At 62.7% G+C, this 19822-nt stretch carries 21 protein-coding genes; all 21 read right to left on the bottom strand.

Annotation, left to right across the window (positions count from 1 at the left end; genetic code table 11):
* Nucleotides 1-131: 131 nt before the first annotated feature.
* The 21 genes from flhB to fleQ all read right to left on the bottom strand — a co-directional run bounded on the left by flhB (nt 132) and on the right by fleQ (nt 19684).
* Entirely contained in the window at nt 132-1268 is a 1137-nt protein-coding gene (gene flhB, locus ABIE20_RS17955; protein ID WP_045200308.1) for a flagellar biosynthesis protein FlhB, read from the bottom strand.
* 2 nt (nt 1269-1270) lie between these two features.
* On the bottom strand, nt 1271-2047 hold the full coding sequence (gene fliR / locus ABIE20_RS17950; RefSeq protein WP_045200306.1) for a flagellar biosynthetic protein FliR: 777 nt from the start codon (nt 2045-2047) through the stop codon (nt 1271-1273).
* A gap of 7 nt (nt 2048-2054) precedes the next feature.
* A complete protein-coding gene (fliQ, locus tag ABIE20_RS17945; RefSeq protein WP_045200304.1) occupies nt 2055-2324 on the bottom strand; it encodes a flagellar biosynthesis protein FliQ in 270 nt (89 codons plus the stop codon).
* A 21-nt stretch (nt 2325-2345) separates the two neighbouring features.
* Nucleotides 2346-3098 carry a flagellar type III secretion system pore protein FliP gene (fliP, locus tag ABIE20_RS17940; RefSeq protein ID WP_038996372.1) on the bottom strand — a complete coding sequence of 251 codons (753 nt, stop codon included), beginning with the start codon at nt 3096-3098 and terminating at the stop codon, nt 2346-2348.
* Complete coding sequence (fliO, locus tag ABIE20_RS17935; protein WP_429506302.1) at nt 3098-3550, bottom strand: flagellar biosynthetic protein FliO; 453 nt, start codon at nt 3548-3550, stop codon at nt 3098-3100. Before fliO ends, fliP begins: the two co-directional genes overlap by 1 nt.
* Entirely contained in the window at nt 3551-4021 is a 471-nt protein-coding gene (gene fliN, locus ABIE20_RS17930; RefSeq protein WP_093385593.1) for a flagellar motor switch protein FliN, read from the bottom strand.
* A 46-nt stretch (nt 4022-4067) separates the two neighbouring features.
* Nucleotides 4068-5036, bottom strand: a complete 969-nt coding sequence (gene fliM, locus ABIE20_RS17925) for a flagellar motor switch protein FliM (protein ID WP_045200301.1) — start codon at nt 5034-5036, stop codon at nt 4068-4070.
* Between the two features lie 9 nt (nt 5037-5045).
* On the bottom strand, nt 5046-5540 hold the full coding sequence (gene fliL, locus ABIE20_RS17920) for a flagellar basal body-associated protein FliL (RefSeq protein WP_045200300.1): 495 nt from the start codon (nt 5538-5540) through the stop codon (nt 5046-5048).
* A gap of 107 nt (nt 5541-5647) precedes the next feature.
* On the bottom strand, nt 5648-6937 hold the full coding sequence (locus ABIE20_RS17915; RefSeq protein WP_429506300.1) for a flagellar hook-length control protein FliK: 1290 nt from the start codon (nt 6935-6937) through the stop codon (nt 5648-5650).
* A gap of 80 nt (nt 6938-7017) precedes the next feature.
* Nucleotides 7018-7365, bottom strand: coding sequence for an Hpt domain-containing protein (locus ABIE20_RS17910; protein ID WP_429506299.1), 348 nt, complete (start codon nt 7363-7365; stop codon nt 7018-7020).
* 25 nt (nt 7366-7390) lie between these two features.
* Nucleotides 7391-9106, bottom strand: coding sequence for an ATP-binding SpoIIE family protein phosphatase (locus ABIE20_RS17905; RefSeq protein ID WP_429506298.1), 1716 nt, complete (start codon nt 9104-9106; stop codon nt 7391-7393).
* Nucleotides 9103-9408 (bottom strand): STAS domain-containing protein, encoded by a 306-nt coding sequence (locus tag ABIE20_RS17900; protein WP_429506296.1) that lies wholly within the window; start codon nt 9406-9408, stop codon nt 9103-9105. Before ABIE20_RS17900 ends, ABIE20_RS17905 begins: the two co-directional genes overlap by 4 nt.
* Nucleotides 9409-9501: 93 nt before the next feature.
* The gene (gene fliJ / locus ABIE20_RS17895) at nt 9502-9954 is read right to left on the bottom strand and encodes a flagellar export protein FliJ (protein ID WP_429506295.1); all 453 of its coding nucleotides are present in this window, start codon (nt 9952-9954) and stop codon (nt 9502-9504) included.
* Nucleotides 9955-9960: 6 nt separating this feature from the next.
* The gene (gene fliI, locus ABIE20_RS17890) at nt 9961-11325 is read right to left on the bottom strand and encodes a flagellar protein export ATPase FliI (RefSeq protein ID WP_429506294.1); all 1365 of its coding nucleotides are present in this window, start codon (nt 11323-11325) and stop codon (nt 9961-9963) included.
* On the bottom strand, nt 11315-12076 hold the full coding sequence (fliH, locus tag ABIE20_RS17885) for a flagellar assembly protein FliH (protein ID WP_429506293.1): 762 nt from the start codon (nt 12074-12076) through the stop codon (nt 11315-11317). Before fliH ends, fliI begins: the two co-directional genes overlap by 11 nt.
* 84 nt (nt 12077-12160) lie before the next feature.
* Nucleotides 12161-13180 carry a flagellar motor switch protein FliG gene (gene fliG, locus ABIE20_RS17880; RefSeq protein ID WP_045189054.1) on the bottom strand — a complete coding sequence of 340 codons (1020 nt, stop codon included), beginning with the start codon at nt 13178-13180 and terminating at the stop codon, nt 12161-12163.
* Nucleotides 13173-14954, bottom strand: coding sequence for a flagellar basal-body MS-ring/collar protein FliF (fliF, locus tag ABIE20_RS17875; RefSeq protein ID WP_429506292.1), 1782 nt, complete (start codon nt 14952-14954; stop codon nt 13173-13175). Before fliF ends, fliG begins: the two co-directional genes overlap by 8 nt.
* Nucleotides 14955-14969: 15 nt before the next feature.
* Entirely contained in the window at nt 14970-15296 is a 327-nt protein-coding gene (gene fliE / locus ABIE20_RS17870) for a flagellar hook-basal body complex protein FliE (RefSeq protein ID WP_429506290.1), read from the bottom strand.
* A gap of 120 nt (nt 15297-15416) precedes the next feature.
* Entirely contained in the window at nt 15417-16793 is a 1377-nt protein-coding gene (locus ABIE20_RS17865; RefSeq protein ID WP_429506288.1) for a sigma-54-dependent transcriptional regulator, read from the bottom strand.
* Nucleotides 16793-18004, bottom strand: a complete 1212-nt coding sequence (locus tag ABIE20_RS17860; protein WP_429506286.1) for a sensor histidine kinase — start codon at nt 18002-18004, stop codon at nt 16793-16795. Before ABIE20_RS17860 ends, ABIE20_RS17865 begins: the two co-directional genes overlap by 1 nt.
* Nucleotides 18005-18208: 204 nt before the next feature.
* A complete protein-coding gene (gene fleQ, locus ABIE20_RS17855; RefSeq protein ID WP_429506285.1) occupies nt 18209-19684 on the bottom strand; it encodes a transcriptional regulator FleQ in 1476 nt (491 codons plus the stop codon).
* Nucleotides 19685-19822 lie beyond the last annotated feature (138 nt).

The raw sequence follows: 19822 nt of genomic DNA, 5'->3' as shown, positions 1-19822 counted from the left end.
TTGCCGAACGAGGTGGTTTGAGTGACTCGGGGCTGCTGCGCAGCCATCGCCGGCAACGCCGACTCCCACAATGAGCCTGCATGCCCCCCTGCGGGAGCTGCACTTGCCAGCGATAAGGCCGACAATGTCGATCAGGAATCGCGGCGTAAATCCGGCGGGATCGGCAGATCCTTGAGCGGCTCCGGCGGCTTGCCCTTGCCGGCGCGATACTGGCGGATCTGGTAGACATAGGCCAGCACCTGGGCCACTGCCAGGTACAAACCGGCGGGAATCTCTTCTTCAAGCTCGGTGGAATAGTAGATCGAACGCGCCAGCGCCGGCGATTCGAGCACCTGGATCTTGTGCTCGTTGGCGATCTCGCGAATTTTCAGGGCGATGAAGTCGGCGCCCTTGGCCAGCAGCAGCGGCGCCGCGCCCTTCTCCGGGTCGTACTTGAGCGCCACGGCATAGTGGGTCGGGTTGGTGATGATCACGTCCGCCTCGGGAATCGCCGCCATCATCCGCCGCTGCGAAGCCTCGCGCTGCAGCTGGCGAATGCGCTGCTTGACCTCGGGCTTGCCTTCGGAGTCCTTGTACTCGTCACGCACCTCCTGCTTGGTCATCAACAGCTTCTTGTGCGCCTGCCAGAGCTGGATCGGCACGTCCACCGCAGCGATGATCAACAGCCCCGCCGCCATCCACAGCGCACTCCAGCCAACCACCTGGACGCTATGGATGATCGCCTGCTCCAGCGGCTCATTGGCAATTGCCAGCAGGTCATCGCGATCAGCCGACAACACCGTCAGAGCGACGATCAGAATCATGAAGAACTTGGCCAGGGCCTTGAGCAGCTCGGACAAGGCGTTGACCGAGAACATCCGCTTGATCCCCGATAGCGGGTTCATACGGCTGAACTTCGGTGCCAGCGAGCTACTGGAAAACAGGAACCCGCCCAGCGACACCGGGCCGATGATTGCCGCAATCAGCAGCACCAGCAATACCGGCTGGGTCGCCAGCAGGGCCATCTTGCCGGAGGCCATGAGGAAAATACCCATGGACCGCTCATCGATGAGCACCTCGCGGGACAAGCTGAAATTGATCCGCATCAGCTCCATCAGGGTTTGCGCCAGGCCACCACCAAACGCCAGCAGCGCACCCGCGCCAGCCAGGGTCACCGCCACCGTATTGAGCTCCTTGGAACGGGCAATCTCGCCCTTTTCGCGCGCGTCCTTCTTGCGCTTGTCGGTGGGGTCTTCTGTTTTGTCCTGACCGCTTTCGCTCTCTGCCATGCTCAGCGCGCCCGTGCCAGCTCACGCAGCCACTGCAAGGCTTCGGAAGCCAGTGACTGGTAGTGAGGAAGAATATCGGCCAGGGTGATCCAGAAGATCACCATCCCCAACACCAGGGTCAGCGGAAAGCCGATGGAAAAGATGTTCAGCTGCGGCGCCGCCCGGGTCATCACGCCAAAGGCAATATTGACCACCAGCAGCGCGGTCACCGCCGGCAATACCAACAGCATGGCTGCACCCAGCACCCAACCCAGGCGCCCGGCCAGGTCCCAGAAATGGTTGACCAGCACGCCACCGCCCACCGGCAAGGTGGTAAAGCTCTCGGTCAGCACCTCGAAGACCACCAGATGACCGTTGATGGCAAGGAACAGCAAGGTCACCAGCATGGTCAGGAACTGGCTGACCACCGCCACGTTGACGCCGTTGGCCGGGTCGACCATGGAAGCGAAGGCCATGCCCATCTGGATTGCGACGATTTGCCCGGCAATGACGAAAATCTGGAAGAACAGCTGCAGCGCCATACCAAACACGGCGCCAATGATGATCTGCTCGGCCACCAACAACATTGCCCTGAGATCCAGCGATTCGACCACCGGCATCGGCGGCAGGCCGGGAACGATGACCACGGTGATTGCCAGAGCGAAATACATGCGGATACGTGTCGGCACCAGGGTGGTACCGAAAATCGGCATGGTCATCAGCACCGCCGTGACGCGAATCAACGGCAGGATGAAACTGGCCACCCAGGCGCCAATCTGCGCGTCGGTCAGCTCGAGCATCGCCGGGTCAGCCGATCAGCTGCGGAATGCTGCCGTACAACGACAGGATGTATTCCATGAATTTCTGCACCAGCCACGGGCCGACCACGATCAGGGTCACCAGCATTACCAGCAGGCGCGGCAGGAAGCTCAGGGTCTGTTCGTTGATCTGCGTGGCGGCCTGGAACATCGCCACGACCAGGCCCACCAGCAGGCTTGGCACCACCAGGATGGCAACCATCAGGGTGGTCAGCCACAACGCATCGCGAAACAGGTCGACAGCCACTTCAGGGGTCATGGACTTCTTCTCCTCGCAGCGTCAAACGCCGCCGAAACTGCCGGCCAGGGTACCCATGATCAGCGCCCAGCCATCGACCAGGACAAACAGCATGATCTTGAACGGCAACGAGATGATCAGCGGCGACAGCATCATCATCCCCATGGCCATCAGCACACTGGCCACCACCAGGTCGATGATCAGGAACGGGATGAAGATCATGAAGCCGATCTGGAACGCGGTCTTGAGCTCCGAGGTGACGAAGGCCGGCACCAGGATGGTCAATGGCGCCTGATCGGGGCTGGCGATGTCGGTGCGCTTGGACAGGCGCATGAACAGGTCAAGGTCGCTCTCGCGGGTCTGCGCCAGCATGAAGTTCTTCAACGGCGCCTGGGCCTTGCTGATCGCATCCTGGGCGCTGAGTTTCTCTGCCAGGTACGGCTGCACGGCCTCCTGGTTGATGCGGTCGAACACCGGCGCCATGATGAACAGGGTCAGGAACAGCGCCATGCCGTTGAGGATCTGGTTCGACGGCGTCTGTTGCAGGCCCAAGGCCTGGCGCAGAATGGAAAAGACGATGATGATGCGGGTAAAGCTGGTCATCAGCACGACGAACGCCGGGATGAAACTCAGCGCGGTCATGATCAGCAGGATCTGCAGGCTGACCGAATACTCCTGCTGGCCGTCGGCCCCGCTGGACAGGGTGATCGCCGGGATCGACAGTGGATCAGCCGCCAGGGCCAGCGGCGCTGCCAGCATCAGCAGCAGCGTCAACATCATGCGCAACGCGCCCATCACGACCTTCCCTTCTGATCCTTGCCCATCAGCTCCATCAGCCGCTGGGCGAATTCTGGTGTTGCCTGGCGCGCACTGGCGGGCACTTCAACAGGTTCGGCCATGACATGCAGGGCCTCGATGGCGCCCGGCGAATGGCCGATGAGGATTTGCTCCTTGCCCACCTGGATCAGCAACAGCCGATCGCGCGGCCCCAGCGAACGGCTGCCGAGAATCTCGATGACCTGGCCACTGCCGGGCGCGGCGTTCTGCACCCGGCGCAGCAGCCAGGCCAAGACGAAGATCAACCCCAGCACCAGCAACAGCCCCAGCACCAGCTGGGTCAATTGCCCAGCCGCGCTGCCACTGCTTGCCGGCGCCACTACCGCAGCCGCCGGCTGCGTGGCAGCCAGGGCGACATCCACGTACAGGCCGCAGGCCAGGCCCAGGCCGTTGCGCAGGAGCCTGCTCACTCAGCGCAGCTTCTTGATGCGTTCGCTCGGGCTGATCACGTCCGTCAGGCGGATGCCGAACTTTTCGTTGACCACCACCACTTCGCCGTGGGCGATAAGGGTGCCATTGACCAGCACGTCCAGCGGCTCGCCGGCCAGGCGGTCAAGCTCGATCACCGAACCCTGGTTGAGTTGCAGCAGGTTGCGGATGTTGATCTCGGTGCTGCCGACTTCCATGGAAATGCTCACCGGAATATCCAGGATCACATCCAGGTTCGGACCATCGAGGGTGACCTGTTCGTTGCTGCGCGGCGAGCTGCCGAACTCTTCCATGGCCAGGCGGCTGGACGCCGGAGCGCTGGCGGCGCTATCGGCAGCGAGCAAGGCGTCGATGTCGGACTGGCCGGCATCGCCGGTTTCTTCCAGGGCCGCAGCCCATTCATCGGCCAGGGCCTGGTCCTCCGGGGAGGTGATGTCGTTTTCGTTAGCCATTTTGTCCTCGACGGGCAATCAATTCGGAGTTGGAACCACGAGCGCCTCAGCGGCGCTCGATCGGATCGATAATCTGCAGGGCCAGGGTGCCCTTGTGCGAACCCAGCTTGGCCTTGAACGACGGCACGCCGTTGGCCCGAAGGATCAGTTCATCCGGCAGCTCGACCGGAATCACATCGCCCGGCTGCATGTGCAGGATGTCGCGCAGCTTCAGCTGGCGACGGGCAACCGTGGCGCTGAGCGGCACGCTGACATCCAGCACGTCTTCGCGCAGGGCCTTGATCCAGCGTTCGTCCTGGTCGTCCAGGTCGGACTGGAAACCGGCGTCGAGCATCTCGCGCACCGGCTCGATCATCGAGTACGGCATGGTCACGTGCAGGTCGCCGCCACCGCCATCGAGCTCGATGTGGAAGGTCGAGACCACCACCGCCTCGCTTGGCCCGACGATGTTGGCCATGGCCGGGTTGACCTCCGAGTTGATGTACTCGAAGTTGACCGGCATGATCGCCTGCCAGGCCTCCTTGAGGTCGACGAACGCCTGGTCGAGGACCATGCGCACCACGCGCAGCTCGGTCGGGGTGAATTCGCGGCCCTCGATCTTGGCGTGACGACCGTCGCCACCAAAGAAGTTATCCACCAGCTTGAACACCAGCTTGGCGTCGAGGATGAACAGCGAGGTACCGCGCAGCGGCTTGATCTTCACCAGGTTGAGGCTAGTGGGCACGTACAGCGAATGCACGTACTCGCCGAACTTCATCACCTGCACGCCGCCGACCGCCACGTCCGCAGAGCGACGCAGCAGGTTGAACATGCTGATGCGGGTATAGCGGGCAAAGCGCTCGTTGATCATTTCCAGGGTCGGCATGCGTCCGCGGACGATCCGATCCTGGCTGGTCAGGTCATAACTTTTGACACTGCCGGGTTCGGCATTGCTTTCGGTTTGCACCAGACCATCGTCGACGCCATGCAGCAAGGCATCGATTTCATCCTGGGACAGCAGGTCCTGCACGGCCATCTGGGGCTCCTACTGCAATACGAAATTGGTGAACAGCAACTGGTCGATGACCGGCTTGCCGACTTCCTTCTGTGCCACTTCCTGGACACTGGCAGTGGCCTTCTGGCGCAGCATTTCCTGGCCCACAGGGCTGGACAGGGTGTCGAAACCCTGGCCCGAGAACATCATGACCAGGTTGTTGCGAATCACCGGCATGTGCACCTTGAGGGCATCCAGCGCCGCCTGGTCACGCCCCTGCATGGTGATGCTCACCTGCATGTAGCGCTGGCGGCCGTTCTGGTTGAAGTTGACCACGAAGGCCGGTGCCAGAGGCTCGTAGATCGCTGCCGGCTTGAGGTTGGCCAGGGCCGGATCGACCGCAGGCTTGTCCTCGGACTTGTGCAGGAAGAACCAGGTGGCGCCAACCGACAGGCCGATGGCCAGCAGCAATGCCAGCACCAGCAGCAGGATCAGCTTGAGTTTGCCTGTAGCGGCGGGGTCTTTCTCTGCTTCGCTCTTCGCCATGCCAATAATCCGTCATTCATCGGAGATTTCAGTCACATGGCGAGGGTTGAGCAAGTGTTATGCCAACCTCGAAAAGCAAGGTCGGCTAGCACAAAGAGCACAGCCAATCAGGCGTAGTAATCCACCGCGCTGGAACCCACAACCGACTGCTGCTCGACCGGCATTGCACCTGGAGCGATTTCAGCGGATTCACCAGCCTCATTGCGCCTGGCGGCTACGCCACTGAGTTTCGGCGTGTCCTGCCCCCCCTGCTGCTGGCCGCCACGGGACTGGTCAGCGACATTGACGTCCGGCTGCCCCAGGCCTTGCTGGGCGAACATTTCCTTGAGACGGTGCACCTGGTTTTCCAGCGCCTCGCGCACCCCGGCATGACCGCTGACGAAGGTCACCTGGGCTTGCTGCTCCGGCGCCAGGTTAACGCGGATGTCCAGGCGCCCAAGCTCGGCCGGCTCAAGTTTGATATCCGCCGATTTCAGGTTCTGGCTGGACAGGTACATGACCCGATTGACCAGACCTTCGGTCCAGCCGCCCTGGTTCATCGCCAACGGCTGGTTCAGCGGCGTTGCCACCGGCACGGCATTGGCGGTCTTGGCCGTGGCGGCCTGGGTCAGGTTGCTCAGGCGCTCGGCAAAGTTGTCGACACGGGTATCACTGGACGTACTCTTGAGGTCTTTGAGGCCATCATCAATCAGGCCACTGAAGGCTTTTTCGCCCGGCTCGCCCTGCTCGGCATCAGCCCCCGGCTTGTCCAGCAGGGCCGCCAGTGTATTGACGGCAGGCTGCGCGGTTGCCGCTTCAGGCTGGGCATTGCCGGCCTTGCCAGTGGCATGTGCGGAGGTAGTGCCCTGGGCCTGGGCACTTTGCTCAAGCGCCAGGCGCAAGGCCGGCAGATCAGACAGCGGATCGGCCTCAGGATCGAATTCGGGCACTTCGGCTTCCGGCTGGGCCGGCGCCGCAGCCGCCTGCAATTGTGCTGCCGCAGCCTGAATCACCGGCGCCACGGTTTCAGCCTGGGCCTGGATCAGCTGCGCGCCGGGCTGGGCATCGGTCACTTGACCGGCCACCAGGCTGGGGTCGAGCAGGGTGGGGTCAGGCACCAGTGCCGGATCGACCTCGGTGCTGTCCTGCTCCGCAGGCAAACTTTTGCCGCTGTCGGCAACCTTCGACGAATCAGCGGCCGTTTTGTTGCCGCTGCCCGGGGCGGTGGCGACCTTCTCAGGCACAGGCGTGTCTTTGGCGCTCGCAGGCGTCTCGCGAGACTGCTTGGCATACACATCGGAAAAGCCGGACGCCTTGTCGTTAGGGGCCTGAAGCGATTTTTCCGGCGCACCGGCAGCGGCCCGCGACGGCTTCGCCACGGCGCTGGTTTGCAGCAGGGGATTGGAGGCGACAGGCATGTAGGAGTCTCCGCTACAGAAGTCGTAAACGTGAATTAGCGAAGACTACGCAAAACTCGCGCCAGGTTTGCCCCGCGCGCTCAACCAATCGACGCACGCTGGCGTTCATCGTGGTACAGGTCACGAACTGCCGCGTACTCGCGGTCGATCTGGTTGATCAGGTCCTCGATCCCTTGCAGCGGCCCGTGGTTGACCCGGTCTTCGAGCTGCCGGCACAACTCTGCCAGGGCCACGGCGCCCATGTTGCTGCTGCTGCCCTTGAAGCTGTGCGCGGCATGCGCCAGCTCATCGGCGCTCTTCGCCTCATGCAACTGGCTGAGGCGTTTTTCGGAATCTTCAAGAAAGGTTTCCAGCAAGTACAGGTAGCCATCTTCCATGACCTCCTGCAGGTCGCTGAGCACCTTGCGATCGATGTGAATGTCGGACACTTGCTCACTCCTTGATCAAGTTGGATTATGCCAGAGCCTCCCAGGCGAACACCACGCGTGCGCGGCGCCCCTCGTCGGCCCATTCGGCGCGCCGGCTCAACCGGCGTATCAGGTTCAGGCCGCGCCCGCACAACCCTTGTTCGGACACTGGCCTGGCCAGCACTTTACTCACATTGAAGCCCTTGCCGCTATCTTCGACCTCAATAATCAGACGCCCGCCCTGGCGATCCGGTTCAACCCGCAGGTACACGCGGATGAAGCCCTCGCTCAACGCCCGCAAGCGCTCATCGCGCATCTGATAGTAGACGGCAAAACCCTGCGCATCGCGCTTGAGCGCCGAATCCAGAGCCAGCACACCATGCTCCAGGGCGTTGGAATACAGCTCGGCAAGGACGCTGTGCAGCGCCCCGCTCTGGGCCCGCAGACCGTGGATCTCCTGCAATAGCTGCAGCAAGTATGGTAATGGGTTGAAACGCTTTAATGTTTCGGCGCGAAACTCGAACTGTAGCGACCAATCCAGTGGACTGGACTGCCCACTGTCAGAATAGACCACCGGCAATGGCGACAACAGTTGCGGCTCGACCACCTCGATATCCAGCAGGCTGACGTCGTCTCGCGAGCGCCCGCGGAACGCTTCCAGCGCCTGCAGCACTTCCTCGAACAACAGCGCAGGCTGCCGATTGGCGCTCAGCACCCGGCGCAAGCGCTCGACACCGAACAACTGGTCGTTGTCATCGCTGGTGTCCACCACACCATCGGAGAGCAAAAACAGGCGCTCGCCCAGGGCCAGCGGCAGCACTTCGGTCGCATCATTGAAGCGCTCGGGCGCCAGGATGCCCAGCGGCAAGTGCCGCGAAACCAAGGCCATGGGCTCACCACCACCGACAGGCAACAGATAGCCGTCCGGCATGCCGCCATTCCAGACTTCGACCACGCGCCGCTGAAAACTCAGATTGAGCAGCAACGCGCAACAGAACATGTCCACCGGCAGGATGCGCTTGAGCTTGGCATTCATCTCGCGCAGCGTTTCGGCCAAGCCATAACCTTTGGCGGTCATGCCGTAAAACACCTCGGCCAGGGGCATTGCACCCACCGCTGCCGGCAAGCCATGCCCGGTGAAATCGCCGAGCAATACATGCATGTCACCTGCTGGTGTGAATGCGGCCAGGAGCAAGTCGCCATTGAACAAGGCATAGGGTGATTGCAGGTAACGGATATTCGATGCACTCAGGCAACCGGCATGCGCCACCTGGTCGAACACCGCCTTGGCAACGCGCTGTTCGTTGAGCAGATGACTGTGATGACGGGCAATCTGGTCACGCTGCTCCAGCACCGTAGCCTGAAGCCGGCGCATACGCTCCATCGCCTTGATTTTGGCGGCCAGGATCACCGGGCTATAGGGTTTTGCCAGAAAATCGTCGCCACCTGCCTCCAGGCAACGGACCAACGCCTGCTCTTCGCTCAGCGAGGTGAGGAAGATGATCGGCACCAGCGCTTCACCGGCCAGCGCCTTGATCTGTCGCGCCGCCTCGAAACCGTCCATTACCGGCATCAAGGCATCGAGCAGGACCATGTGCGGACGCTGCGTGGCGAACAGCGCAACCGCCTGCTCGCCGTTCTCGGCGGTAAGCACCTGATGGCCCTGTGTACGCACGATGGCAGCGAGCAACAAGCGATCAGCAGCACCGTCTTCGGCGATCAGGATGGTGAGCGCCTCGAAAACATGGGCTGGCTGGTTCAACTGATGTCGAACAACTTGTCGAAGTTGGAGATGGCGAGGATCTTTCGCACATCGGAGCTGGTGTTGACCACGCGTATTTCCGAATCGTCCCCACCGACATGATCGCGCAACAGCAACAGCATGCCCAAGGCGGAACTGTCCAGATAGGTTGTCTCCTTGAGGTCGACAACCACTGAATCCGGCTTGTCCGCGTCCGATTCGTAAGCCTTGCGAAATTCCTGGTGCTTGCCGAAGTCAAAACGCCCTTTGACTTTTATCGTCAGCTTTTTCCCATCCGGGGATACTTCAGATTCAACTGCCATGTCGATGATTCCTTCCATTGCGACGATTGCAGACATCTAGAAGGTTTAGCAGCCCTACCCCGCGCCAGCAAGCCGCGCCGACCAAAGCACGGATCAGTAGCGGTCGTGGCGCGGCAGGCGCTGGGACAGTTCATCGAGCAGTTTTTGCTCTCGCTTGTCTTCGATCATTCGCGCCTCGTCGATATAGCGCTGCACCAGCTTGCGCAAGCCTTCGACCCGGGCGTAGGCCTGCTGCCAGGTGCCCCGGGCATTCTTAAGGTTGTTCTGGTGCCAGGCCAGGCTCTGGCGCTGCTGGGTCATGGCAGTTTCCAGCTGACCGAGAAAGCTCTGGTAGTTGACCAGCCAGCTGCCGGAAACGCCCTGCCCACCGCGGTTGATCCACTGCAATTGGTAGTCTTCACGAAAGCGGTCAAGCTCACTGAGCTTGGCCTGGGCCATGTTCACCTGCTGCTGGAACTGCCCCAGGCGCTGGGCGGCCTGGCGCTCGGCGTTCTCCGCCATCTCCACCACCGGCGCCAGACGCGCGGCACGGCTTGGCTGGGCCATGGCCTATCAGCCGCCTGCCGCTGGCATGGGGGCAAACACGCCGACAAGGTGTTCGCGGCTTTGCTGCATGCCAACATTGTCGTTAAGGCCCTGGCGCAGGAAGTGCACAAGGCGCGGCTGCAGGGCAATGGCCAGGTCAGTCTCGGCGTCACCACCGGCGACATAGGCACCAACGCTGATCAGGTCGCGGCTTTGCGACAGGCGCGACCACAACTGCTTGAACTGCTGCGCTTCGGTCATCTGCTCGGGGCTGACCACCTGTGGCATGACCCGGCTGATCGAAGCTTCGATATCAATGGCCGGGTAATGCCCCTCTTCAGCCAGGCGCCGGGACAGCACGATGTGACCGTCGAGCACGCCCCGCGCCGAGTCGGCAATCGGGTCCTGCTGGTCGTCGCCCTCGGACAGTACCGTGTAGAACGCGGTGATCGAACCCCCACCGGCTTCGCCATTACCGGCGCGCTCCACCAGCTTGGGCAGCTTGGCAAACACCGATGGCGGATAGCCCTTGGTCGCCGGCGGCTCACCAATGGCCAGGGCGATCTCCCGCTGGGCCTGGGCAAAACGGGTCAAGGAGTCCATCAGCAACAGGACGTTCTTGCCCTTGTCGCGAAAGTATTCGGCAATGCGCGTGCAGTACATGGCCGCGCGCAAGCGCATCAGCGGCGCATCGTCGGCGGGCGAGGCCACGACCACCGAGCGCTTGAGGCCTTCTTCGCCAAGAATTTGCTCGATGAATTCCTTGACCTCGCGACCACGCTCACCGATCAGGCCGACGACAATGATGTCCGCCTCGGTAAACCGCGTCATCATGCCCAGCAGCACACTCTTGCCGACGCCGGTGCCGGCGAACAGGCCCAGGCGCTGGCCACGGCCGACCGTCAACAAACCGTTGATGCTGCGAATGCCGACGTCCAGCGGCTGGCTGATCGGATCGCGGTTGAGCGGGTTGATGGTCGGGCCGTCCATCGGCACCCAGTCTTCGGCTTTCATCCCGCCCTTGCCGTCCAGGGCTCGGCCGGCACCATCGAGCACCCGCCCGAGCATGCTCATGCCCATGGGCAGGCGACCGCTGTCGGCCAGTGGCACCACGCGCGCACCGGGCGCGATGCCGGCTACGCTGCCGACCGGCATGAGGAACACCTTGCCGCCGGCAAAACCCATGACTTCAGCCTCAACCCGCACCGGGTGATAGCTGTCGTCGTTGATCACCACGCAGCGACTGCCGACTGCCGCGCGCAAGCCTTCGGCTTCGAGGGTCAGGCCCACCATGCGCAGCAGGCGGCCTTCGACCACCGGCTGGGAAGGCAAATTGACGGCGTCGGCGTAAGCCCCCAGACGCTTGCCGAAACTGGTTCGCTCAAGGCGCATCGGGGACGTCCAGGTCGACCTGCAAGTCCGGCGCCGCCGGGTGCAGGCTTTGGTCATGGAGCTGGTCGAACAATTGCGCCATGGCCTTTTCGATACGGGTTTCCATGCTTGCATCGATGCGGCTGTGATCGGTCTCGATGCGGCAGCCACCTGGCAGCAGGGCTTCGTCTTCGAGCAGCTTCCAGCGCTCTTCGTGACGCTCGCGCAAGGCTTTGACCAGCTCGAAGTCTTGCGGGTTGATATGAATACGGATGTTCTCGGCGCCCATTGGCAGCAGCTTCAAAGCCTCTCGCAGCACCTGGCCGATCTGGCTGGAATCGCTGCGCAGCTCGCGACCGATGACCTCGCGGGCGATGTGCCCGACCAGGTGGACAACGGCCTTTTCGATCTGGCTGTCCTGCTCGGCGATAGGTTCGAGCAGGTGGGTCATGACCTGTTCGAGGCTGGCCAGTTTTGCAGTCAACGCCTCTTCGGCTTCCTGGCGGACTTTGAGCTGGGTGCTGTGAAAGCCCTCGCGCTCGCCGGTGGCAAAACCTTCGTTGTAGGCTTCCTGACGGATGCTCTCAAGCTCTTCGAGGGTCAGTGGCTGGACTTCTTCCAGCGGCACTTCTTCGATTTCTTCCTGAACCTGTTCAGGCTCGGGTTCAGGCTCGGGCTCAGGTTCCGGGTCGAAACTGGGCAGCGCCCAGCGATCGAAGCCCTCGACGTCGTTGGCGCGAATCAGTTCACTCAGGTGCTCGTTGGTTGACATGATTGCACGCACTCGTAAAGCATCGCGGGTCAAGCCCGCTCCCACAGGAGCGCTGTGGGAGCGGGCTTGACCCGCAATAAGGTCTTAGATCATCTCTTCGCCGCCCTTGCCACCGAGGACGATTTCTCCGGCTTCGGCCATGCGGCGGGCGATGGTGAGGATTTCCTTTTGCGCCGTCTCGACGTCGCTGACACGCACCGGGCCCTTGGCCTCGAGGTCGTCGCGCAGCAGCTCGGAGGCACGCTTGGACATGTTCTTGAAGATCTTCTCCTTGACCTTCTCGTCGGCGCCCTTGAGCGACACCACCAGCACGTCGGAGGAGACTTCGCGCAGCAGCGCCTGGATACCGCGGTCGTCGACATCGGCCAGGTTGTTGAAGACGAACATCAAGTCTTCGATCTGCTCGGAGAGGTCGCCGTCGATGTCGCGGATCGCGTCCATCAGCTGACCTTCGACGGAACTGTCGAGGAAGTTCATGATGTCCGCGGCACGCTTGATACCACCCAGGGTGGTGCGCGCAGCGTTGGAGTTGCCCGAGAACTGCTTCTCGAGGATCTGGTTCAGTTCCTTGAGCGCCGCCGGCTGCACGGTGTTGAGCGACGAAACGCGCAGGATGATATCCAGGCGCACCTTGTGGTCGAAGTTGCCCAGCACTTCACCGGCCTGGTCCGGGTCCAGGTAGGCCACGACAATGGCCTGGATCTGCGGGTGCTCGTAGCGGATGACGTCGGCGACCGCGCGCGGCTCCATCCACTTGAGGCTGTCCAGGCCACTGGTGTTGCCACCCAGCAGGATCCGGTCGATCAGGCCGTTGGCCTTGTCCTCGCCCAAGGCCTGGGTGAGCATCTTGCGGATGTAGCCGTCGGAACCGACGCCCAGGCTGGTCTGGTCGCCGACGATCTCGACGAACTCGCTCATTACCTGCTCGACCTGCTCGCGATGGACGTTGCCCATCTGCGCCATGGCCACGCCGACCCGCTGCACTTCCTTGGGGCCCATGTGCCGCAGCACCTGCGCAGCATCGGTTTCACCCAGCGACAGCAGCAGGATCGCCGCCTTGTCGACACGGGTCAGTTTGGCGGTAAGGGCTCGGTTATCACTCATCGGCGTTGATCCACTCTTTCACGACCTGGGCCACACGACCCGGGTCTTCGGCCACCAGGCTCTTGATTGCATTGAGCTGTGCGTCATAACCCTCGCTCGGGCTTGGCAGCAGAATGCTTTGCGGACCACCCAGGCTCACGCGGTCGTTGGCCAGTTCGCCATCCAGACCAAGCATGCCGCCCAGTTCCATGTCGCCATCGGCACCGGCGCCTTGCTTGCCATTGCCGGTGATGTTGTTAAGCACCGGACGCAGCACGCCGAACACCAGGACCAGGATGAACAATACGCCCATGACCTGCTTGATGATGTCCCAGAACCATGGCTGCGAGTAGAACGGAATCTCGGCGATCACCTCGCCACGGTCGGCGGCGAACGGCACGTTGATCACGCTGACACTGTCGCCGCGGCTGGCATCGAAGCCGACCGCGTCCTGCACCAGGCGGGTAAAGCGCGCCAGGTCTTCGGCAGCCCACGGCGTGCGGGCGGCATCACCGGTGGCCGGGTCGACCTTGAGCTGGTCATCGACCACCACCGCCACCGACAGGCGGGTCAGGCGACCCTGCTGCTGGCGGGTGTGGCTGATGGAACGGTCAAGCTCGAAGTTCTTGGTCGACTGCTGACGCTTGTCGGCCGGGTACGGTGCAAGCATCGGCTGGCCGGTGGCCGGGTCCATGATCTGCTGGCCATTGGCATCGAGCAATGGCTGGCCGGGCTGGATGGCGCTGGCAGCGGTTTGCGTGCCACCGGTGGTTTGCGGCGCCGAGGCCGGGCCAGGTGGCTGGTTGCTCAGGGCACCCGGCACGCCTTGCGGGCCCATGCTGCTGGAGCGTTGTTCGTTGACCGACTGCTCACTGCGCAGCGCCGGCTGGTCGGGGTTGAACTGCTCGGAGGTGGATTCGACCGCGCTGAAGTCTAAGTCAGCCGACACTTCGGCCTTGTAGCGGTCGTTGCCCAGCACCGGCTGGAGAATGTTGTGCACACGCTGGGTGAGCAGGCCTTCCATGCGGCGGCTGTAGTCGAACTGCTTGCCGGCCATGGTCAGCTCGGAGTTCTCGACCTGGTCGGAGAGCAGGTTGCCCTTCTGGTCGACCACGGTCACCTGGGACTTGTTCAGTTCCGGCACGCTGGTTGCCACCAGGTTGACGATAGCCATCACCTGACCGGCTTCCAGGGCGCGGCCCGGGTACAGCTCGACCAGTACCGAGGCACTTGGCTTGCGCTCATCGCGAACGAACACCGAGCTCTTCGGGATCGCCAGGTGCACACGCGCACCCTTGACGTTATTGAGGCTGGAGATGGTCCGCGCCAGTTCGCCTTCCAGGCCACGACGGTAACGGGTGGCCTCCATGAACTGGCTGGTGCCCAGGCCCTGCTCCTTGTCGAGAATCTCGAAACCGACATTGCCATCGCTCGGCGCTACGCCGGCGGCGGCCAGCTTCAGGCGGGCACGGGAAATATCGTCGGCCTTGACCAGCAAGGCACCGGAATTGGGTTCGACGTTGTAGGGGATATCGGCAGCGGCCAGGGTTTCCATGACCTGCTTGGTGTCCATGCCGGCGAGGCTGCCGTACAGCGGCCGGTAGTCCGGTTGCTGCGACCACAGCACCACGGCAAAACCGATGGCCACGCTCGCGGCCAGACCGACCAGCAGGCCAACCTGACGCAGCATGGGCATCTGCGAGATGTTTTCCAGGAACGACATGCCGAACAACGGCGGCTTGGGCGCTGCCCCGCTGCTTTTCGCGGGCACGTTATCGACGACTGCTTCGGCCATGACTCAATCTCGCCCTTATACCGGCATCTGCATGATGTCTTGATAGGCCTGCACCAGCTTGTTGCGCACCTGGGTCAAGGCCTGGAACGACACAGTGGCTTTTTGCGAAGCAATCATTACGTCGGTCAGGTCGACCCCGCTCTTGCCGATTTCGAAGGCAGTGGCCAGCTGCGAGGAAGCCTGCTGGGTGTCGTTGACCTTGTTGACGGCCTGGCCGAGCATATCGGCAAAACTGCTGGAGCCGACCTCAGGCGCCGCGGCAGCCTTCGGCATCGACATGGCGTCCATTTGCATGGCCCGCATGTCCAACATCAATCGATTAAATTCAACACCTTGGCTCATGGACTTCTCTCTCCGACGGCCCGCATTTTTTTGACACTCACGCAGCGGATAGGCAGGACATAGCAACAAGAGTGCCAGCTCTGCCTGCGGCCCGAACAAAAACTCTAATTCAATAGCAGCTCAGCTGGCGTACAGACTGGCTTCGACATCCATACCGGCATCGCGCATCTGCGCCAGCTTGTAGCGCAGGGTGCGCGGGCTTATGCCCAGGCGCTCGGCAGCCTCCTTGCGGCGGCCACGCTCGGCGCGCAAGGTGTCGATGATCGTCTGGAATTCATGACGGCGCAGGTCATCGCTCAAGCCCCCTGCGGCCTCGGCCTCGCTTGATGCGACTTCGGCGACCGGTGCTGCAGCGAACATCGGCAGGACCCCGGCGAGACAGAAATCCGCCGCCTCGATCACCCCACCCTGCTGCAGGATCAAGGCACGCTGAATGGCGTTGTCCAGCTCCCGCACGTTGCCCGGCCAGGCGTAACCCTGCAGGCAGGCCTGCGCCTCAGGCGACAGGCGAACGGGCGCATGCTTCATTTTATTGACGTGGCGCGCCAGCAAACGCTCGGCCAGCGGCAGAATATCGGCGCTACGCTCGCGCAGCGGCTTCCACGCCAGCGGGAACACCGACAGGCGATAGAACAGGTCTTCACGAAAACGCCCCGCCGCCACTTCGCCGGCCAGGTCACGGTTGGTAGTGGCGACCACGCGAATGTCCAGGGCAATCGGCTTGCGCCCACCGACCCGCTCCACTTCACGCTCCTGCAGCACCCGCAGCAGCTTGGCCTGCAGCCCCAGAGGCATTTCGGAAATCTCGTCGAGCAGCAAGGTACCGCCGTCGGCCTGCTCGAACTTGCCGGCTTGGGCGGCAATGGCGCCGGTAAACGAGCCCTTCTCGTGACCGAACAGGGTGGCTTCGAGCATGTTGTCGGGGATCGCCGCACAGTTGATTGCCACGAACGGCTGCTCGGCGCGCAACGATTGCTGATGGATGTAGCGCGCCAGCACTTCTTTGCCGGTGCCGGACTCACCCGAGATCAGCACGGTCGAATCGCTGCGCGCGACCCGCGCCGCCAGCTCCAGCAACTGCGCACTGGCAGGCTCGCGCGCCACCGGCCCGTCGCCTTCGCCAGCGCCGGCCACACCCAGGGCGTGACGCGCCACCAGCTCAAGCAGCGCCTTGGGTTCGAACGGCTTGACCAGGTAATCGGCAGCGCCTTGACGCATCGCCTCGACCGCACGCTCGACGGCGGCATGCGCAGTCATCAGCAACACCGGCAACTGCGGCTGGCGCGCGCGCAACAGGGCCAGCAACTGGTGGCCATCCATGCCTGGCATGTTTACATCACTGACCACCAGGCTGAACGCCTCGCCAGCGACCACTTCCAGCGCTTCTTCGGCCGAGCCTACGGCCTGGTAGGCAAAGCCACCTAGCTCCAGGGTATCGGCCAGTGCCTGTCTCAGGGCGCGGTCATCTTCGACCAGCAGCACCTTGATTGCTTTCATTACTCTGTCTCCACCGACTGCGCGCCGATCAGCGGCAGGCTGATCCGGGCGCAGGTGCCGCGACCGGGTCGCGAACGTAATTGCAAACTGCCCTGGTGGGCCCTGGCCACGGCCTTGACCACCGCCAGGCCCAAGCCGGTGCCGGTGGCCTTGGTGGTCAGGAACGGCTCGCCCAAACGGGCCAGCAAGGCACTGTCGATACCAGCGCCGGCATCGCTGATGCACAGGTGCAGAATCTGCCCGCGCCGGTACAGGTGAACCTTGAGCCGCGCAGGTTCGCCACTGGCCTGCAGGGCGTTCTCGATCAGGTTGAGCATGGCGCCGACCAGGGTGTCGCGATTGCACAGCAACTCACCCAGGTGACTGTCGCACTGCCAGCGCACCGCATGACCCTGGACGTGGGTCTGCGCGGCCTGCTGCAGGGCCTGGAACAACGCCTTGGGTGTCAGCCGATCGGTCAGCGGCAACTCGCCGCGGGCGAACACCAGCATGTCGCGCACCTGATGCTCAAGTTCGTGCAGGCGCTCCTTGAGGTTGCCGGCAAAGCGTTGCTGGGTTTCCACCGGCAGGCTCTGCTCGGCCAGGTGACTGGCATAGAGCATGGCCGCCGACAGCGGCGTGCGGATCTGGTGGGCCAGCGACGCAACCATGCGCCCCAGCGACGACAAGCGCTGGTGGCGCGCCAGTTGGTCCTGCAGGTGACGGGTTTCGGTCAGGTCGTTAAGCAGCACCAACTGCCCGGGCTCGGCATCCAGCGAACGGGTGGCAATCGACAGGCGCCGGCCATCGCGTAGCGATACTTCGTGGCCGTCATCCTCACGGGGGGCAAAGCTGCGGGCGATCACTTCACGCCACAGCTCGCCCACCAGCGGCTCGCCCAGCAGGTCGCTGGCAGCAGGGTTGGCTTCACGCACCCGGCCCAGGCCGTCGATGACGATGACCCCACCGGGCAGCAGCGCCAGCAGGTTCTGCAGGCGGTTGGCCAGGCGCTCTTTCTCGGCAAGCTCGGCCATACGCTGGGCGCTGACCACCGCCAGCTCGCCCTTGAGCTCGGTGACCCGGGCTTCAAGCAAGCTATAGGACTCACTGAGCTGGCTGGAAACCTGATCGAACATGGCAAAAGCCTGCTCAAGACCAAGACGGCTTTCCTGCTCGGCGGCGTTGGGCCCCTTCGGCTCAGGGACACAGGAGATGGTGGCGACCTGGGGCATCGTGCTCTCTCGCGTGACTGACCGTCATAAAACGGTGTGTTGCCAGCGATATAGCAATAGCCGTGCCGGATAGTTTGGAAGTGGCTGCGAGCAAAGCTGCGGGGCGGCGGTAAAGGCCGGCGGGACGGGCGTTACAGCCCTTTGAAAGATAGGGTTATTGGCCATGATGAGCGCATTGCGCAACTCACCATGGCCACTCAGGCGTCAATCCTCCGCCTGCTCATCCCCTTCGCGGCGGCTCATGCCGTACTTGCGCATCTTCTCCACCAGGGTGGTGCGACGAATGCGCAGGCGCTCGGCGGCGCGAGCGACGATACCGTTGGCATCATCCAGCGCCTGCTGGATCAGGCCCTGCTCCAGGCCACCGAGGTAGTCCTTGAGGTCCAGGCCTTCAGGCGGCAGCATCGCGTGGCTGGCGAAGTTCGGGGTATGGCCGTTGATCGCCACGCGCTCTTCGAGGTCCGAGCGCAGGCTGTCGACCAGTTGCTCGTCCTCGTCGTCGACGTAACGGAATTTCTTTGGCAGCTCCGACACGCCGATCACCCCGTACGGGTGCATGATCGCCATGCGCTCGACCAGGTTGGCCAGCTCGCGGACGTTGCCCGGCCAGCCATGCCGGCACAGCGACATGATCGCGGCGGAGTTGAAGCGGATAGAACCGCGCTTCTCGTGCTCCATGCGCGAGATCAGCTCGTTCATCAGCAGCGGGATGTCCTCGACGCGCTCGCGCAGCGGGGCCATCTCGATGGGGAAGACGTTGAGGCGGTAGTACAGGTCTTCGCGAAAGGTCCCCACCTCGATCATGCTTTCGAGGTTCTTGTGGGTCGCGGCGATGATGCGCACATCGATGCTCTGGGTCTTGTTGCTGCCCACGCGCTCGAAGGTGCGCTCCTGCAGCACGCGCAACAGCTTGACCTGCATCGGCAACGGCATGTCGCCGATTTCGTCGAGGAACAGGGTGCCGCCGTTGGCCAGCTCGAAACGCCCGGCACGGCTGGTGATCGCTCCGGTAAAGGCACCCTTCTCGTGGCCGAACAGTTCGCTTTCCAGCAGCTCGGCCGGAATCGCCCCGCAGTTGACTGGCACAAACGGTGCTTCGCGGCGCTTGGAGTGGTAGTGCAGGTTACGCGCGACCACTTCCTTGCCGGTGCCCGACTCGCCGAGGATCAGCACGCTGGCGTCGGTGTCGGCCACTTGCTGCATCATCTGCCGCACATGCTGGATCGCCCGGCTGGTGCCAACCAGGCTGCGGAACAGATTGGGTTCGCGCTGACGGCCGCGCTCGCGGGCCTGGTCGTACATCTCGCGATAGACCTGGGCACGGTGCAGCGAATCGAGCAACTTGCTGTAGCTCGGCGGCATTTCGAGGTTGGAGAGTACGCGACGGCGCAGGTCGTCCGACAGCTCGGCAGAAGAAATTTCGCCCAAAAGCAGAACCGGAAGGAACTCATCCCATCCAGCCACTGTCTTAAGCAAGCCCATCAGACTTGCCGGAGCATTCACGGTCCCGATCAGGACACAGAGCACTTCACGACTGGATGACAACGACTCGACAACCTGCTGCCAGTCATGGCTCGAGCAGGGCAGATTTTCTTCGCCAAGAAAATTCAACACTACCGCCAGATCACGGCGGCGAGCGCTATCGTCATCGATCAGGAGAATTTTGGTTTCACGCCACATGCAATAACAACTTCCCTAGTCATCTCGGCGCCCTTGTAAGGGCAAGCTCGACATCATTCCGACTGAACGGTCAGTGTTCGGACGTCTGAAATTAGAAAACAGCCACTAGTTAAGTCAAAAAACCGTACATAGTCAAAT

It is taken from the genome of Pseudomonas sp. 2835 (assembly GCF_050435905.1).
Taxonomy (GTDB): Bacteria; Pseudomonadota; Gammaproteobacteria; order Pseudomonadales; family Pseudomonadaceae; genus Aquipseudomonas.
This window is presented reverse-complemented; position numbering and strand designations above follow the sequence as displayed.

What these genes read in the sequence shown, in the direction of transcription:
- fliE (WP_429506290.1), bottom strand. Translation starts at nt 15,296, where the DNA reads ATGAGCCAAGGTGTTGAATTTAATCGATTGATGTTGGACATGCGGGCC.
- fliR (WP_045200306.1), bottom strand. Translation starts at nt 2,047, where the DNA reads ATGCTCGAGCTGACCGACGCGCAGATTGGCGCCTGGGTGGCCAGTTTC.
- fliN (WP_093385593.1), bottom strand. Translation starts at nt 4,021, where the DNA reads ATGGCTAACGAAAACGACATCACCTCCCCGGAGGACCAGGCCCTGGCC.
- fliH (WP_429506293.1), bottom strand. Translation starts at nt 12,076, where the DNA reads ATGTCAACCAACGAGCACCTGAGTGAACTGATTCGCGCCAACGACGTC.
- fliP (WP_038996372.1), bottom strand. Translation starts at nt 3,098, where the DNA reads ATGGGCGCGTTGCGCATGATGTTGACGCTGCTGCTGATGCTGGCAGCG.
- fliQ (WP_045200304.1), bottom strand. Translation starts at nt 2,324, where the DNA reads ATGACCCCTGAAGTGGCTGTCGACCTGTTTCGCGATGCGTTGTGGCTG.
- fliG (WP_045189054.1), bottom strand. Translation starts at nt 13,180, where the DNA reads ATGAGTGATAACCGAGCCCTTACCGCCAAACTGACCCGTGTCGACAAG.
- ABIE20_RS17900 (WP_429506296.1), bottom strand. Translation starts at nt 9,408, where the DNA reads ATGGCAGTTGAATCTGAAGTATCCCCGGATGGGAAAAAGCTGACGATA.
- flhB (WP_045200308.1), bottom strand. Translation starts at nt 1,268, where the DNA reads ATGGCAGAGAGCGAAAGCGGTCAGGACAAAACAGAAGACCCCACCGAC.
- fliL (WP_045200300.1), bottom strand. Translation starts at nt 5,540, where the DNA reads ATGGCGAAGAGCGAAGCAGAGAAAGACCCCGCCGCTACAGGCAAACTC.
- fliF (WP_429506292.1), bottom strand. Translation starts at nt 14,954, where the DNA reads ATGGCCGAAGCAGTCGTCGATAACGTGCCCGCGAAAAGCAGCGGGGCA.
- fliJ (WP_429506295.1), bottom strand. Translation starts at nt 9,954, where the DNA reads ATGGCCCAGCCAAGCCGTGCCGCGCGTCTGGCGCCGGTGGTGGAGATG.
- fliM (WP_045200301.1), bottom strand. Translation starts at nt 5,036, where the DNA reads ATGGCCGTGCAGGACCTGCTGTCCCAGGATGAAATCGATGCCTTGCTG.
- ABIE20_RS17865 (WP_429506288.1), bottom strand. Translation starts at nt 16,793, where the DNA reads ATGAAAGCAATCAAGGTGCTGCTGGTCGAAGATGACCGCGCCCTGAGA.
- fleQ (WP_429506285.1), bottom strand. Translation starts at nt 19,684, where the DNA reads ATGTGGCGTGAAACCAAAATTCTCCTGATCGATGACGATAGCGCTCGC.
- ABIE20_RS17860 (WP_429506286.1), bottom strand. Translation starts at nt 18,004, where the DNA reads ATGCCCCAGGTCGCCACCATCTCCTGTGTCCCTGAGCCGAAGGGGCCC.
- ABIE20_RS17915 (WP_429506300.1), bottom strand. Translation starts at nt 6,937, where the DNA reads ATGCCTGTCGCCTCCAATCCCCTGCTGCAAACCAGCGCCGTGGCGAAG.
- fliI (WP_429506294.1), bottom strand. Translation starts at nt 11,325, where the DNA reads ATGCGCCTTGAGCGAACCAGTTTCGGCAAGCGTCTGGGGGCTTACGCC.